Raw genomic sequence first — 13,335 nt, forward strand, 5'->3', positions numbered from 1 at the left:
TCAAACAAAGAGATAGAGCCCCATCCCGATTCCATCGGGATGGAACAGGCTCTAGTCGTCCTCAAACATCGCGCTTGGCGGAAAGTCTGTGCGGCTGTAGTCGACGACGATGAATTTGCCGCCCTGGTAGCGCTCGACCACCGGATTGTCCGTCACCTTGCCGCGTACACGCTCGGCCTGGTCGTCGGAACTGTCGAGCGGCGTCCAGCCAAGCTTCAGCCTGGCATCGTGCCGCCAGAAGCCGCGGCTGTTGTTGGACTGGCCCCAGATGACGGAGCAATCGACACGCTCCGCTTCGGCGCAACGTTCGATCAGGCGGATAAAGTCATCGTGCGATATCCATGTCGACAGGATTCGCTCGTCCGGCACCTCGGGCAACACCGAGCCGATGCGGATCAGCACGCTTTCCACCGCATGCTTGTCGAAGTAGAGCCGCGCCAGCATCTCGCCATAGGCTTTCGACAGGCCGTAATAGCCGTCGGGCCTGAGCAGGCAGTCCTGGTCGAGAATCTGCGTCCGCTCATAAAGCCCGACCGCGTGCACGGACGAAGGAAAAACCACCCGCGCCTTCTCTCTGCGTGCCGCCTCATAGATGTGGAAGGCGCCGCGGAAATTGGGGCCGAGCACCGTCTCGAAGGATTGCTCGGTGGAGATGCCGCCGAAATGCAGGATCAGGCCGCAACCCTCCGCCAGATCGTTCACCGCCTGCCGGTCCTCGAGATCGGCGATGGTGAAGCTTGCGTTTGGCGACAGCGGGATAGGCAACGGCACGACATCGGTGAGCCGCAAGGTCCAGCCCAGTGCCGCCAGCCTGGCTGAGAGCAGGCGCCCGATCGTGCCGGAGGCGCCGGTCAACAGCACCGGTTTGTCGGTCAGCATCACATCCTGTCCTTTCACCGAAACCGCCGATATGTTCGCGCGGAGCTGGCAAGGCGAATGAAGATTGGTGGCCGCGAACAAGCTGCAAATGTTATCATATCACCGTATAAATAATGGGTTGCCAAGGACAGCGGTTCGTTTATTGCTTGACGGTGATGAAACGTTCCTTTGGCCTTCCCCCGCAGATCAGCCGCACGGCGCAGGTTGCCGACTGGTTTGCGCGCGAAATACGCGCCGGCCATATGACGAGCGGCGAAAAACTGCCGACCGAGCAGGAACTGATCGCACAATTCGGTGTCAGCCGCACGGTGATCCGCGAGGCGATGGCTTCTCTTCGATCGGAGGGCCTTGTCGTCAGCCGCCAGGGCTCCGGCGTGTTCGTCGCCGATCATGAGGCTAACACCACGTTTCGCATCGTCTCCGACGAGCTTCGCTCGCTGACCGAAGTCCAGAACGTGCTGCAGCTTCGGCTTGCGGTGGAGCAGGAAGCCGCCGGCATCGCCGCCGAGAAGCGCAGCGACGACGACCTTGCCCGCATGCGCGATTGTCTTGACGCCATCGATGCGTCGATCGCGGCGGGCGAGAGCGCCATCGAACCTGACTTTGCCTTCCACCGGGCGATCGCCTCGGCCACCGGCAATCCCTATTTCGAACGCTTCATGCATTTTCTTGGACCGGTCCTCATTCCGCGCCAGTTAATGCGCCCGCGCGACGAAACGCCGGAGCAGCGGCGGCACTATCTGGAGCAGGTCCAGATGGAGCACCGCCGCATCTATCAGGCCATCGAGCGGCAGAATGTCGAGGCCGCCCGTTTCACCTTGCGCGAGCATCTGGAGGCTGGCCGCGAACGGTATCGCCGCATGGTCGATGGTCACGCCAGATCGTAGTGCGCCATCAACTCCGGTCTTCGATCCGCTCCCGCAAGTCATTCCGACCTACGCCAGCTCCGCGACCGGCATCTTGCAGGACTGCATGAGATCAGCGAGCTGCCTCTCTTCGTCCGCTGTCAGGTCGAGAAGCGGCGATCTCACCGGGCCGCAATCTATTCCCGCGATGCGTGCGCCGGCCTTGACGATCGATACGGCATAGCCGGCGCGACGGTTGCGGATGGCGAGATAGGGCAGGAAGAACGATCGGATGAGATTGCCGACTTCCGCAGTCTCGCCTGCACGCAAGGCGTTGAAGAACCGCAGCGCGATCTCGGGCGCGAAATTGTAGATCGCCGAGGAATAGGTCGTCATGCCGATCGCCGCGGCGGCGCTGGCATGGACCTCGGCTGTCGGCATGCCGCCGATGAAGATCAGGCGGTCATCCATGCGGTAGCGCAACGCGGTGAGAAGCTCGATGTCGCCGACGCCGTCCTTGAGGCCGATGAGGTTCGGGCAATCCTGTGCCAGGCGCTCGAGCGTCTCGGGCGTCAGTATGGCATTGTCCCTGTTATAGGCGATCACGCCGATGCCGACCGAACGGCAGATGGCCGTCAGGTGACGGCGCAAGCCTTCCTGCTCCGACTTGACCAGATAGGGCGGCAGCACCAGCAGCCCGTCGGCGCCGTTGGCCTCGGCGGCCTTGGCGAACTCCACCGCCATATGCGTGCCGTAACCGACACCGGCGAGCAGCGGCATGGTATCGGGCACTTCGTCCGAAGCCGCTCGCACGACGCGCTTGTATTCCTCCAGCGTCAGCGAAAAGAATTCGCCGGTGCCGCCGGCGGCAAAAAGCCCGCTCGCTCCGGCAGCGCCCTGGCTGGCGACATGGGCGCGATAGCCGGCTTCGTTGAAGCCGCCCTCATCATCGAAAAAGGTCAGCGGAAAGGACAGCAGCCCGCGGCCAAGGGATCTGGTCAGCTCGGTGGGTGAGAACGTCAAAACGAATACTCCGTGTATGGGCTTGGCGGATTGGCTCGCCCGGCAATGATTTCGATCGTGGTGTTTGGTAGCGGCAGGGTCATACGAGGCTCGACCGGACTTCGGCCGCGGCAGCGTCGATCGCCTTGCGGCCAAGGCCCGACTTGACGATGCGGATCAGTTCCTCTTCGCTGGTGTCGGCCGTCGACGCGTCCAGCGCGACCTCGCCCGAATGCAGGAAGTTGATGCGGTCGCAGACTTCAAAAATCTGGTTGTAATTGTGGACGATCAGGATCACCGAGACCTGACGCTGCTGGCGCAGGTTCTGGATCAGGCCCAGCACATGCGCGCTCTCGCGCACGCCGAGTGCCGCCAGCGGCTCGTCGAGCACCAGGATCTTCGGCGATGAGTAAATCGAGCGGGCGACGGCGATGCACTGGCGCTGCCCGCCCGACAGGAGGTCGACCGTGCTGTTGACGCTGGGAATCGTGATGCCGAGCGTATCGAGATAGAGCTGGGCCTGTTCGCGCATCTTCCTGTTGTCGAGCAGGTTCAGGCCCAGGAAGCGTTTGTGGTACTCGCGGCCGAGAAACATGTTGTGGAAGACGCTGAGGTCGCCGATCAGCGCCAGGTCCTGGTAGACGGTCTCGATGCCTTGGACGCGGGCATCGCGCGGCGAGGCGAAACGAACCTCCCTGCCTTGCGAGACGATTGTCCCGGTGTCGGGCTGGTGGAAGCCGGACAGGATCTTGATCAGCGTCGACTTGCCGGCGCCATTGTCGCCGACCAGGGCCAGAACCTCGCCCTGGCGCAGCTGGATCGAGACGTCGACGAGCGCGGTGACGGCGCCGAAACTCTTGGAGATGTTGGACATCTCCAGCACGACAGGGGCGTCCTTGCTGAGCGGTGGAATAGCTTGCGTGTTCATAGGCGCCTCCTTGTGCGCAGCCGGTCGACCTGGATGCTGAGGATCATGGCCGCGATAATGGCGGCGCCCAGATAAATGTCGGAGACGGTGGCCTGGGCGCCGATCATGACCAGGCCGTTGTTGAGCGAGGCGACGACGAAGGCGCCGATCAGCGCGCCGATGACGGTGCCGGAGCCGCCCAGCAGCGAGGTGCCGCCGATGACCGCGGCCGCGATTGCTTGCAAGGTGAGGAACGGGCTGCCAGCCTGCGGGTCGGCCGAGGTGAACTGGGCCGTGTTGATGATGCCGGCAAAGGCAGCGAAGCCGCCGGCGATCATGAAATTGTAGATCTTCATGCGGTCGGTGCGCACGCCGATCTCGCGCGCGCCGATGATGTTACTTCCAGTTGCGATGGTGTGCAGGCCGAAAGTGGTGCGGGAAAGCACCAGCGCCAGCACCAGCACCAGCACGACCGCCCACAGGAAGGGCGTGAAAGCCGACACGCCGTGCAACGACAGGAGCCCGTCCGATGGCTGGTAGAGGCTCTGGCCGAAGATGGCGTTGAAGGGTTGCTCAACCGGCGCCACGATCGGCTGGCTGTTGTAGATCGAGACGACGATGCCTTGCAGGAAGAACAGCATGCCGACCGTGGTGATCAGCGACGGCACGCGGAAACGCACCGTGATGATGCCGTTGATGGCGCCGACCAGCACGCCGATCAGAACGCCGATGACGGCGCCGACGGCCAGCGGCACGCCCCAGGTGACCGACAGCAGCGCCATGACATAGGGCGCGATCGAGAAGATGGCACTCAGCGACAGGTCGATCTCGCCGGTGATCATCAGCATGACCTCGGCGGCGGCAATGAGGCCAAGCCGGCCGGTGTCGCGCAGCACGACGCTCATGAATTGCGGCGACAGGAAGCCGCCATCGCTGCCGAGCTGGAAATAGATCACCAGAACGATGGCGACGACGGCGATGCTGGCCTCGCGATAGCGGGACAAAAGGATGAGCAGCCTTTCCGTCATCGTATGCGGAACCTTGACCCCAACGGCGCTCTTCCCGGCTTTTAAGGGTTCGATTGGCGGCACTCTTGTCTTCCTGATTTCGAATTCTGGGCGGAAAGGCGGATCGGCAAAAACCGCGACGACTGCCTGGCTGACAGCCTGCGGTGCCCTCGCTACGTCATCGGAAGAGGACGCGGCGAGGGCAGGAGTTCGCTTGGCTGAACAGCGTCAGGTCGGCTCGACGTCGCTGCGACCCTCGAAGCGGGACTTGCCGACATAGGCGTCGACATTGTCCTTGGTCACATAGGCCTGGCTGGTATCGCTGTTGGCCGGACCGACGAGACCGCCCGACAGCTTGTAGAGATACATCTGCTGGACCGGCAGGAAGCCCTGCAGATAGGCCTGCTGGTCGGTGGTGAAGTTGACGTCGCCCGACTTGATGAAGTCCAGCGTCTGCGGGAAGAGGTCGAAGCCGGCAACCGCTCCGCCGGCCTTCACCAGCCCGTATTTGTTGGACACGAAACCGCAGGCATAGGTGTCGGAACCGCCGGTGCCGAACATGCCCTTCACGTCCTTGTGGCTGAGATAGTAGCTCTCGACGCGCGAGATTTCCGTTGCCGGATCGGGCCCGGTGTTGACGACATCGTAGGTGACGCCGCTGCCGCTGTCCTTGATCGCCTGGATGTAGCCGTCGAGGCGCGGCTGCGTGTTGAGCGAGCCCGGCACGCCGATCGACAGCATGACATGGCCGCCCTTGGGGATCAGCTTCAACCACTTCAGCGCCGAGTTGTAGCCGGACTGATAGAGCGGCTGGCCGACATAGGAGAGCCGCTTGTTTGGGCTGCCGACCGGCACGTCGGCGTTGAAGGCGACGACCGGGATACCGGCCTGCGCAGCCATGTCGGTGGCGGCGTCGAAGGCCGTCGGATCCACCAGGCAGACCGCGATGCCGTCCGACTTCTGCGCAATCGCGGTCTGCATGGCGCTGACCATTTCCGAGACGACGTTCTTCTGCGACCCCGTCCACTGGTAGCTGCAGCCGAAGGCGGCGCAGGCGTCCTGGATGCCATAGATCGTCGGCGTGAAGAACTGGTCCAGCGTCACGTGGCAGACGAGGTGGAACTTGTAGGGCTTCTTTGGCAGGCCGGTCGATGAATCCGCCGCTTTCGCGGCACTGATGCCTCCGGCAAGACCTGCACCTGCCAGGCCGCTGGCAAGGCCGGCAGCACCCAGTCCGAGCTTTCCGGCCAGTGCGAAAGCACTGCGCCGGCTGATGGCGGCATTCACCATCTCCATCTGATTTTTCGTTTCGTCGTCCACTTGGTTCCTCCCTCTTCGTTTCGCGGGTTCGCGGGCTTGCCCATATTTGTCATCTGGTTACATTGTTATATGACAACTTTTGTGTCAATGCTTTTTCGATACCGGTTTCACGGCGGGCCTTTTTTGCGGTTCGAGTGGCGCGGAAGTCGGCCGCATGGCCGGCACGATGAACGACAGGATCACAGGAAGAGAAAATGGCTGAAATCGAATTCAGGGCTGTCAGCAAGAACGGCCTGAAGGTGACGACGATCGGGCTCGGCGGCACCGGGCTCGGCAACATGTACCGCGCCGTCGACACGGACGCCGCGGTAAACACGGTGCAGGCTGCCTATGACAATGGCATCCGCTATTTCGATACGGCACCCGTCTATGGCTTTGGCGTCAGCGAGACCCGGCTCGGGATGGCAGTCAAGTCGCTGCCGCGCGCCGACATCGTGATCTCGTCGAAGATCGGCTACGACCTCGTTCCGATCCCGCCTGAGGAGCTGAAGCCGGCGCTGTGGGACCAGCCCGGTTCGTTTCGTGCCGAGTTCGACTATTCACGCGATGCGGTGATGCGCTCGCTCGAAGGAACGCTGAAGCGCCTCGACACCGACTATGTCGACATGGTCTCGATCCATGATCCGGACGAGGCCATTCATTTCGGCCCCGGTGAGGATCCCTATGCCAGAAGCCGCTTCAGGGAAGCCATGGACGGCGCCTATCCGGCGCTCGACGATTTGCGCTCGCAAGGCGTCATCAAGGCGGTCGGCGTCGGCATAAACCAATGGCAGATGCTGTCCGACTTTGTGGTGGCGGGAGAGTTCGACTATTTCCTGCTCGCCGGCCGCTATACGTTGCTCGAGCAGGAGCCGCTGGCGACCTTGCTGCCGCTGTGCGAGCAGCGTGGAACCAGGATCATCATCGGCGGCCCCTACAATTCCGGCATCCTGGCAACGGGCGCCGTCAGGGGCGCGACATTCAACACCAGGCCGGCGCCGGAGCCGGTGCTTGAGCGCGTGCGCCGCATCGAGGCGGTCTGCGCCCGCTATCAGGTATCGCTGCCGGCGGCAGCGCTGCAGTTTCCTTTGGGCCATCCCTTGGTGTCGAGCGTCATCCCCGGCGCGCGGTCCGTCGAAGAGCTGAAGCAGAATCTGGGTTACCTGCGGGAGGATATTCCCCCGGGTCTGTGGGCCGATCTCAAACATGAGGGGCTCATCGAATCCCGTGCCCCCCTTCCTGGAGCGAGGCAAGCAACCACCGCGAGGCAGCCATGATCGACGGCTTCGCTGTTCAGCACTATGAGCATCTCAGCCAACGTTCCTTCGAGGATTCGTTGCTGCCGTCGAGGCTGAACTCGGCGGTATTGCAAGCGGCGCGATCCCGCGAGGGGTCGCCGCGGCGACGCGCCACGCCGACTTCGAGACCCGGAATATGAGGGTCGAGCGGATCGACCGTTCCTCGCGGCCCGCCCATATGCCAGAGGCCACCGCCGCGTTGATCGCCGAGCGCATCATGGCACTGCGGCGGCAACGTTGGACCGGCAAGCACATCGCCCATCAGGTCGGCGTCTCGCCCGCCACCGTTAGCCGCGTTCTCAAGCGTGCCGGACTGTCGCGACTTAGGGATATCGAACCGGCCGAGCCGATCCGACGCTACGAACGCGAGCATCCCGGCGAGATGATCCATATCGACATCAAGAAGCTCGGTCGTTTCGAGCGCATCGGTCATCGCATTACCGGCAAGCGCACCGGCAATGCCAACTCGCGAGGCAGCAGTTGGGAGTTCGTCCATGTCTGCATCGACGACGCCTCCCGCATCGCCTTCTCGCAGATCCTGCCCGACGAGAAAAAACAAAGCGCCATCGCCTTCCTCAAGGCGGTGGTCGCCTACTACGCCAGCCTCGGCGTCGCGATAGCGCGCGTCATGACCGACAATGGCTCTTGCTACAGATCGAAGGCCTTCGCCAAGACCTGCCGCGATCTCGGCCTCAAGCATGTCAGGACAAGGCCTTACACGCCGAAGACCAATGGCAAGGCCGAGCGCTTCATCCAGACGGCGCTGCGCGAATGGGCCTATGCCATCGCCTATGGCTGCACAGATACATTGGGATCGCCCACACGGCAGCCTAAAGTCCAAACCACTCATCACTCGCCTCGATCTAACCCTGGACAACCTGTTGAGGCTCCACAGCTAGTGCACCATAATTTTCGTTGTCCGATGGAATAAGCGCGCTTCCTGGATGTCCACATGGATGGAAATCACTCCATGCATGGAAGGACATATCGAATGAAACATGCTTCTGTTTTCCTCGCATTCGCGGGGCTCTGTTGCCTTTTTGCAGCCGGCCCGGCGTTCGCGCATGCCCATCTCAAGAGCGCCAACCCCGCCGACAAGGCGATCGTATCGACCTCCCCGATGGTGCTGACGCTTGACTTTACAGAGGGACTGAACCTCGCCTTTTCCGGTGCCAATCTGCAGGACGCTTCAGGTTCGCTGGTCCAGCAGGGCAAGGCGCAGCTGTCGAACGGAGACGAAACCCTCACCATTCCTCTGCAATCGGCGCTCAGGCCGGGCGACTATACGGTAAAATGGCGTGTTCTTTCGGTCGACGGTCACAAGAGCGACGGCAGCTACAGCTTCACGGTCGAGCCTTGATCGATCCGCAAGGGCTTTGGATTTTGGGTCGTGCCGTTATCGACACCGCCCTCATGGTGCTCTGGGGGTGTTGCGGTTTCTTTTCTGCCGCTACGCCGCCATCCCTCTGCGCCCTCCTGGTGCGGCGCTTTTCAGGGGTCTCCGCAATTTGCACAATGATGGCGGCGGCAGGCGTCCTGGCGGTCCTTCCGGCGCAGATCGCTATCGTGACCGATGATTGGCGCGCGACCATTGATCCGCAAACGCTCTGGTCGTTTCTCACGCTGACGACCGGTGGACGAGCATGGGATATACTCGCCGCAGGTTCGTTACTGCTTGGGCTGGCCCGCTGGCTCATGCCACGTTGCCTTGCTCTTGCGGCGGTTTTTGCCGCCTGCTCCCTGGCGAGCCTTTCCCTGACAGGGCATGCAGCAATGACGACCGGCCTTGAGCGCACTCTTCATGCCTGCATCGACATCGTCCATGTTCTTTCTGCCGGAGCATGGCTTGGCGGTCTTGTCGGTTTTGTATTTGTTATGCGGGCGGCACGTGATGTTGCCTATCGTCCTCAAGCGGTGGTCGCGTTGTCCCGCTTCTCTACGCTGGGCCACGTTGCCGTCGCACTGGCGATCTTGAGCGGCGTGGCCAACAGCTTGCTCATCCTCGGTCATTTGCCGACAGACTGGCGGTCGCCTTATCAGGCAAAGCTCCTCATCAAGATCGGGCTTGTCGCGATCATGTCGCTCGCGGCCATCGTCAATCGCTATGTTTTCGTTCCCCTCTTGCGGAGAAAGCGCCGGGAGGCAGAAACCGCGTTGTTCGCTGGCGCTGCCTTCGAGCTCTTGCTTGGCGCGGTCGTCATCGCGCTCGTTGCCGCCTTCGGAACCATGGATCCGTCTTGATCCGCGTGCATCAGGGTTCAAAAACGGTAATCACGGACCTGTTACCGAATAGATTGCCCATCACAGGGCGCGCGTCGCAACAGCCTATCTGATCGTGCGACAGGCGCGTTAGCGCCGACTGAGAGGGAAGCTTTCGCAAAGGGCTGCATGGATTCTAGTTGACGGCATCCAAGGCCGCCAATGTTGCTTCATCTTAATACTGCAGGCGACTCGACCCGGTTCGGCATCGCCAAGAAAAATTTCAGTTCGCCCGGAATAATCCGCTGTCTGCGGTGTCTACCCTTCTGAACTCTTCGAGAGAGACCAGGAGATAACGATGACCGCCTTATTTCGCAGTACCTGGATTCTGGCAACCACATCGCTGCTCACCGTCGTCTCGGTGTCGGCCTTTGCCCAGGATGTGCCAGCCCACCAGACCGTATCCGGCATGACGGACGAAGCACCGTTTCTGCAGGAAAACGACGCAGCCATGGTGAAAATGATGAACGACATGGCGGTCAAGCCGACAGGCGATGTCAATCGCGATTTCGTCGAGATGATGCTCCCGCATCACCAGGGAGCGATCGACATGGCCGTCGCCTACCTGCGCTACGGCAATAACGAGCAACTCAAGCGGATCGCGCAAGAAATCATCGTCGATCAGCAACAGGAAATCGCGGCGATGCGCATGGCGCTTGGCGATCCGCTTCCCGCCTCCGACGCGGTGCCGACGCAGGTCGCTCCCAACGACGCGAAGACAACACACAGCCCTCATGAAGAGACGTCATCGAAGGCCCCGGCCATGCAGATGATGATGATGATGAAGCCCGCCAACTGAAAAGGACCGAGACATGAGAACCAACCTGAAGATCTTTGCTCTTCTGGCAAGCACCATGATTGCCCCCGTGGCAGCTTTTGCCGGCCAGGCGCCCGGCCTCGCCTCCGACCCGGACATTCCGATCAGCCACAAGGACCGCGTCTATGCGGCCGAGCAGTTCTCCAACACGGTGTCGGTTTCCGACCCGGTCGACAACAAACTCCTCGGCGTCATCAAGCTCGGCGATCCACAGCCCGGCAACCTGAGCCCCCTCTACAAGGGCCAGGTCCTCGTCCACGGCATGGGTTTCTCTCCGGATCACAAGACGCTCGCGATCGTGTCGATCGGCTCCAATTCGGTTACTTTCATCGATACGGCAACCAATGCCGTGAAGCACACGACCTATGTCGGCCGATCCCCGCATGAGGCCTTCTTTACGCCCGACGGCAAGGAAGTCTGGGTGACGGTCCGCGGCGAAGACTATATCTCCGTGATCGACGCGGCCACTTTCGAAGAAAAGACCCGGATCAAGGTCGCTCCTGGCCCCGGCATGCAGATTTTCTCGCCGGACGGTAAATACGGCTATATCTGCTCTTCCTTCAATCCGGATGTCGCCGTCGTCACCGTCGCGGACCATCAGATCGTCGGCCATGTGAAACAGGAAAGCCCATTCTGCCCGAACATTGCCGCCTCCGCTGACGGCAAGCAGGTTTGGTTCACGCTGAAGGATGTCGGCAAGACGCAGGTCTTCAATGCCGAGGCCCCCTTTGACCTCATCAAGACGATTGATACGGGACCGATCACCAACCACGTCAATCTCGTCGTCAACAAGAACGGCAGTTTTGCCTACGCGACCGTGGGTGGCCTGAACGAAGTGAAGGTGTATCGCACGGATAATTTCGAGCAGGTCGCGACCATCCCGGTCGGCAACCTGCCACACGGTATCTGGCCGTCTGGCGATGGCACGCGAGTGTATGTTGGCCTCGAGAATGCCGACCAGTTCGCCGTCATCGATACGCTGACCAACAAGGTTATCGCCAACATCCCCATCGGCCAGGCGCCGCAGGCGGTCGCCTACGTTCCGAACGCGGTTCCCGAAGGCGATGGGATGCAGAACCTCGTGCCGCTCGGCGGGGCGGGAGACGCCGCTCACCTGAAGCTTGCGGCCAAGGGTGACAAGGACAAGAAGCCGTCGACGAGCGTCACGCTCTTCAATCAGGGGCTGACGCAGGTTCTGCAGGCTGCCGTCGCTGGCCTCGTTCCGAAGATGCCTTACGTGCTTGCGCTTTCCGACAAGTCCGATGGCACCGGTCAGCTCCAGGGCCTGGCAGCATTCATGACCAATCCCGCCGGTTCGGCTATTGTTAACGCGGTCGGTCCGATCCGACAGATCGTCGAAGCCAAGCACAAGGACGAAAAGCGCTATCTCGTCGTTGCCACCACCTCTGCCGATGGCAAGCCCGGTAAGATTGTTCAGGTTCAGGCAGAGTAAGTGAAAATGGCCCGCCTCGGTCGAGGCGGGCCAACCCACGGGAAGCAGATGTGCGATGGATGATCTTCTTTTCCAGGTCGAACCGATGATCCCGGCATTGCGACGCTATGCCCGCGGTTTCGTTCGCGACGCGGTCGCCGCTGACGATCTCGTGCAGGACTGCCTTGAACGCGTGATCTCTCATTGGCACCGGCGTCGAAATGATGACGCCCGCACCTGGGTCTTCGCGATCCTGCATAATCTTGCAGTCAGCCGGCTGCGGCAGGCGGCCCGGCGCGGTCAGCATGTTGCGATAGAAGAGATTGCAGACGATCTCATGGCGCATCCGCCGACACAGGAGGACGACCTTGCAAGAGCGGACGTCGTCTCGGCGATCCAACAACTGCCGGAGGAACCGCGTAGCGTGCTGCTGCTGGTAGCTGTCGAAGACCTCAGCTACGCCCAGGTCGCCGAAGTACTGGCGATCCCTATCGGAACCGTGATGTCGCGACTGTCGCGCGCCCGCGAGCGCCTGCGGCAGATCTTGGAAAGTCCCGCCAGGGGCGCTAGACCGGGCTCGCATCTGCGGAGAGTGAAATGACGGATAGGCCAATCACCGAGGACGATCTCCACGCCTATGTCGACGGCCGGCTTGACGCTGCCCGAAGCGAGGAGGTCTCTGCGTATCTCGGCAAGCACCCGGATGTCGCCAATCGTTTTGCTTCCTATTCCGTCCAGCGCACTCTTTTGCAGGGCGCCTTTGATCCCGTCGCTGGCGAGCCAGTGCCATCAAGGCTCAATCTTAACCACATCATTGCCACCAGACGGCAAAACAGGGTCTCCAACTGGCGGTTTTTGGCAGCAGCAGTCGTGCTTCTGTTCGCTGGCGGATCCGGCGGCTGGTACATGCACGATATGATGGTTCCTCCTACCGAAGGTGTGGTCGCCCTCGCCCGGGAAGCCTCTGACAGTTTCGCCACCTATGCGGGAGACAGGACCAGGCCGGTGGAGCTCCGGGCCGACAATATGGTCGAACTGGTTGGCTGGGCGACTGAACGAATTGGGCGAAAGCCTGTCCTGCCGGACCTGTCGAAGTCCGGCTATCGGCTGATGGGCGGTCGCGTCGTTTCCACACCTCATGGGGCCGGCCTGATGTTGATGTATGACAATGACCACGGCACGCGCCTTGTCATGTTGACAAGACCAATGACCGTGGACCAGACGCGGACGATGACGCCCCATTCCCAAGGCAAGGTTGACGGCTGGGCTTGGGCGTCGAACGGTATGGGTTACAGTCTTGTGGGGTCATTGCCCTCTGAAGCGCTGCACCCACTCGCTGACGATATTCGCAGGCAGGTACAGGGCGAGGCCTAATCGTCCATTGTCCTGAACCGCCCGGTTGCACGGGCCAGACGCTGAACCTTGGGGGCAGGGGGCCGAGGTTGATGCCGGCAAGCGAGCCGATGTGCCGACCGACATGGCCGCGAAGTTGAAGGCGCTGGAGGGGAGAACCGGGAGCGTGTAGGCGTCCCCGATATAAGTCTAATGACCCGGGCTTTCGGGGATACCGATGCAAATGCTCGGGTTGAC

At 61.7% G+C, this 13,335-nt stretch carries 13 protein-coding genes and 1 pseudogene; 9 read left to right on the forward strand and 5 right to left on the reverse strand.

The features are described from left to right. Positions 1 to 51: 51 nt before the first annotated feature. Entirely contained in the window at positions 52 to 879 is an 828-nt protein-coding gene (locus NR193_RS22450) for an NAD(P)-dependent oxidoreductase (protein WP_256752941.1), read from the reverse strand. A 155-nt stretch (positions 880 to 1,034) separates the two neighbouring features. Here NR193_RS22450 and NR193_RS22455 point away from each other — a divergent pair, with 155 nt between their 5' ends. Further along, on the forward strand, positions 1,035 to 1,766 hold the full coding sequence (locus tag NR193_RS22455; RefSeq protein ID WP_256752942.1) for a FadR/GntR family transcriptional regulator: 732 nt from the start codon (positions 1,035 to 1,037) through the stop codon (positions 1,764 to 1,766). A gap of 48 nt (positions 1,767 to 1,814) precedes the next feature. Here NR193_RS22455 and kdgD read toward each other — a convergent pair whose 3' ends face one another. From kdgD to NR193_RS22475, 4 genes are all read right to left on the reverse strand, one after another. Next, positions 1,815 to 2,747: a 5-dehydro-4-deoxyglucarate dehydratase gene (kdgD, locus tag NR193_RS22460; protein WP_256752943.1), complete on the reverse strand. Its 933-nt coding sequence runs from the start codon at positions 2,745 to 2,747 to the stop codon at positions 1,815 to 1,817. A gap of 79 nt (positions 2,748 to 2,826) precedes the next feature. Further along, positions 2,827 to 3,654, reverse strand: a complete 828-nt coding sequence (locus tag NR193_RS22465; RefSeq protein ID WP_256752944.1) for an ATP-binding cassette domain-containing protein — start codon at positions 3,652 to 3,654, stop codon at positions 2,827 to 2,829. Continuing rightward, positions 3,651 to 4,661 carry an ABC transporter permease gene (locus NR193_RS22470; protein WP_256752945.1) on the reverse strand — a complete coding sequence of 337 codons (1,011 nt, stop codon included), beginning with the start codon at positions 4,659 to 4,661 and terminating at the stop codon, positions 3,651 to 3,653. The genes NR193_RS22465 and NR193_RS22470 overlap by 4 nt, the downstream gene beginning before the upstream one ends. A 207-nt stretch (positions 4,662 to 4,868) precedes the next feature. Continuing rightward, positions 4,869 to 5,960, reverse strand: a complete 1,092-nt coding sequence (locus NR193_RS22475; protein ID WP_256752946.1) for a sugar ABC transporter substrate-binding protein — start codon at positions 5,958 to 5,960, stop codon at positions 4,869 to 4,871. A gap of 194 nt (positions 5,961 to 6,154) precedes the next feature. Here NR193_RS22475 and NR193_RS22480 point away from each other — a divergent pair, with 194 nt between their 5' ends. From NR193_RS22480 to NR193_RS22515, 8 genes and pseudogenes are all read left to right on the forward strand, one after another. Next, positions 6,155 to 7,216 carry an aldo/keto reductase gene (locus NR193_RS22480; protein WP_256752947.1) on the forward strand — a complete coding sequence of 354 codons (1,062 nt, stop codon included), beginning with the start codon at positions 6,155 to 6,157 and terminating at the stop codon, positions 7,214 to 7,216. An 88-nt stretch (positions 7,217 to 7,304) separates the two neighbouring features. Continuing rightward, positions 7,305 to 8,136, forward strand: a pseudogene (locus NR193_RS22485) (IS481 family transposase). Between the two features lie 92 nt (positions 8,137 to 8,228). Further along, positions 8,229 to 8,597 carry a copper homeostasis periplasmic binding protein CopC gene (gene copC / locus NR193_RS22490; protein WP_256752948.1) on the forward strand — a complete coding sequence of 123 codons (369 nt, stop codon included), beginning with the start codon at positions 8,229 to 8,231 and terminating at the stop codon, positions 8,595 to 8,597. Beyond that, positions 8,594 to 9,478 carry a copper homeostasis membrane protein CopD gene (copD, locus tag NR193_RS22495; protein WP_256752949.1) on the forward strand — a complete coding sequence of 295 codons (885 nt, stop codon included), beginning with the start codon at positions 8,594 to 8,596 and terminating at the stop codon, positions 9,476 to 9,478. Before copC ends, copD begins: the two co-directional genes overlap by 4 nt. A gap of 316 nt (positions 9,479 to 9,794) precedes the next feature. Then, entirely contained in the window at positions 9,795 to 10,295 is a 501-nt protein-coding gene (locus tag NR193_RS22500; RefSeq protein ID WP_256752950.1) for a DUF305 domain-containing protein, read from the forward strand. A 13-nt stretch (positions 10,296 to 10,308) separates the two neighbouring features. Further along, on the forward strand, positions 10,309 to 11,766 hold the full coding sequence (locus tag NR193_RS22505; protein WP_256752951.1) for a YncE family protein: 1,458 nt from the start codon (positions 10,309 to 10,311) through the stop codon (positions 11,764 to 11,766). Between the two features lie 55 nt (positions 11,767 to 11,821). Next, positions 11,822 to 12,346 carry a sigma-70 family RNA polymerase sigma factor gene (locus NR193_RS22510; protein ID WP_256752952.1) on the forward strand — a complete coding sequence of 175 codons (525 nt, stop codon included), beginning with the start codon at positions 11,822 to 11,824 and terminating at the stop codon, positions 12,344 to 12,346. After that, positions 12,343 to 13,119 carry an anti-sigma factor gene (locus tag NR193_RS22515; RefSeq protein WP_256752953.1) on the forward strand — a complete coding sequence of 259 codons (777 nt, stop codon included), beginning with the start codon at positions 12,343 to 12,345 and terminating at the stop codon, positions 13,117 to 13,119. The genes NR193_RS22510 and NR193_RS22515 overlap by 4 nt, the downstream gene beginning before the upstream one ends. Positions 13,120 to 13,335 lie beyond the last annotated feature (216 nt).

It is taken from the genome of Mesorhizobium sp. Mes31 (assembly GCF_024519675.1).
In the GTDB taxonomy this organism is placed as follows: Bacteria; Pseudomonadota; Alphaproteobacteria; order Rhizobiales; family Rhizobiaceae; genus Mesorhizobium.

Excerpts from the sequence above, each read along its gene's own strand:
- NR193_RS22450 (WP_256752941.1), bottom strand. The coding sequence starts at position 879 with ATGCTGACCGACAAACCGGTGCTGTTGACCGGCGCCTCCGGCACGATC.
- NR193_RS22455 (WP_256752942.1), top strand. The coding sequence starts at position 1,035 with ATGAAACGTTCCTTTGGCCTTCCCCCGCAGATCAGCCGCACGGCGCAG.
- NR193_RS22465 (WP_256752944.1), bottom strand. The coding sequence starts at position 3,654 with ATGAACACGCAAGCTATTCCACCGCTCAGCAAGGACGCCCCTGTCGTG.
- NR193_RS22470 (WP_256752945.1), bottom strand. The coding sequence starts at position 4,661 with ATGACGGAAAGGCTGCTCATCCTTTTGTCCCGCTATCGCGAGGCCAGC.
- NR193_RS22480 (WP_256752947.1), top strand. The coding sequence starts at position 6,155 with ATGGCTGAAATCGAATTCAGGGCTGTCAGCAAGAACGGCCTGAAGGTG.
- copC (WP_256752948.1), top strand. The coding sequence starts at position 8,229 with ATGAAACATGCTTCTGTTTTCCTCGCATTCGCGGGGCTCTGTTGCCTT.
- NR193_RS22500 (WP_256752950.1), top strand. The coding sequence starts at position 9,795 with ATGACCGCCTTATTTCGCAGTACCTGGATTCTGGCAACCACATCGCTG.
- NR193_RS22505 (WP_256752951.1), top strand. The coding sequence starts at position 10,309 with ATGAGAACCAACCTGAAGATCTTTGCTCTTCTGGCAAGCACCATGATT.
- NR193_RS22510 (WP_256752952.1), top strand. The coding sequence starts at position 11,822 with ATGGATGATCTTCTTTTCCAGGTCGAACCGATGATCCCGGCATTGCGA.
- NR193_RS22515 (WP_256752953.1), top strand. The coding sequence starts at position 12,343 with ATGACGGATAGGCCAATCACCGAGGACGATCTCCACGCCTATGTCGAC.